Annotated in this window: 1 protein-coding gene; it reads right to left on the bottom strand. The window is 61.8% G+C overall.

Features of this window, described 5'->3' with window-relative positions; genetic code table 11:
• Positions 1 to 1,227, bottom strand: a 1,227-nt coding sequence (gene mexE / locus AC1DVH_RS31035; RefSeq protein ID WP_477757006.1) for a multidrug efflux RND transporter periplasmic adaptor subunit MexE, incomplete at its 3' end; no start/stop codon positions are given.
• Positions 1,228 to 1,465: the final 238 nt, after the last annotated feature.

Genomic DNA, 1,465 nt, shown 5'->3' with positions numbered 1-1,465 from the left:
TTTCACAACCGTACCCGGCGCAACCTTGGCAGGTGCGACTTGAGGCAGGTTGCTGGCTTCCAGCGCTTGGCGTTGTTGTGCGAGAGCCGCGAGGGTTTGTTCGCTGGCCATCGGAATCACCTCAGGGGTGACCGGTGAGCCAGGGCGCACCCGTTGCAGGCCCTTGACGATGATGGTGTCGTCCTTGTTCAGACCGTTGCGCACGATGCGCAGACCTTCGATCTTCGGACCCAGTTCCACCGCGCGGTAGGCGGTCTTGTTGTCGGCATCCATCACCAGCACGAACTTCTTGCCCAGGTCGGTGCCGACCGCCTCATCGTTGATCAGCATGGCGCTGTACGTACCGCTGCCCACCAGTTTCAGGCGTGCATACAGGCCCGGGGTGTAGCTGCCATCGCTGTTGTCGAACACGGCGCGGCCACGGATGGTGCCGGTTTTCGGGTTGACCTGGTTGTCGACGAAGTTCATCACGCCCTGATGCGGGTTGCCGTCCTCGTTGGACAGGCCCATATAAACCGGGGTGGTGGCGCCGCGCTTGCCCTGGCGAGCGAGCTCCGTGTACTTGAGGAACACACGCTCGTCCGCGTCGAAGTAGGCATACACCTTGTCGGTGGAGACCACGCTGGTCAGCGGGGTGGTGTCGGCGGTCACCAGGTTGCCGGCGGTGATTTCCGCACGGCTGACGCGGCCGCTGATCGGTGCGGTGACGCGGGTGAAGCTCAGGTTCAGCTTGGCCAGGTCCAGCTGTGCCTGAAGAGCGCCGACGGCGGCGCGGGCTTCCTGGGCGGCGCTGGTACGCGAATCGGCCAGTTCAGCGGAAATGGCGTTGCTGGTGCGCAGGCGTTCACCGCGCTGGGCTTCGTTTTCGCTACGGGTAGCATTGGCGCGCGATTGTGCAACCAGTGCTTCGAGGCGGCGGACCTCAGCCTGGAACGGACGCGGGTCGATCTGGAACAGCAGGTCGCCTTTCTTGACCAGGGCACCCTCTGTGAAGGCCACTTCATCGATCTGACCGGAGACCCGTGGACGAATCTCGACGGTTTCCGGCGCTTCGAGGCGGCCGGTGAATTCGTCCCACTCGTTGACCGGTTGTTCCAGCACCTTGGCCACGCTGACCTTGGCTGCTGGCATGCTGGCGGCGGTTTCCGGGGCCTTGCCGCAAGCGCTGATCACCACTACGGCCAACAAAGCCAAGGGGAAGCGCAAATGTTTGAGTGACTGTTCCATGGATGCATCCGCCAATGTGTTGAGATTGGCGAATGATGCGCGGCGGGTTTGTATCGGACGAATCGAATGGGGCGAAGGTAACTATCATTCGGAATGATATGAGACCCAAGCCAGCCCTCTAGCCTGCGCCTTGTGTCAGGGAGCGATCAACCCGGTTGATGGAAATTCTGTGTTTCCAGGTTTGCAAAGGTATGAGGGAGGTCGATGTGCCGGTTTTGGACGCCCTATGGTGAGGTGC

The organism is Pseudomonas sp. P4_C3, assembly GCF_056402075.1.
This window is presented reverse-complemented; position numbering and strand designations above follow the sequence as displayed.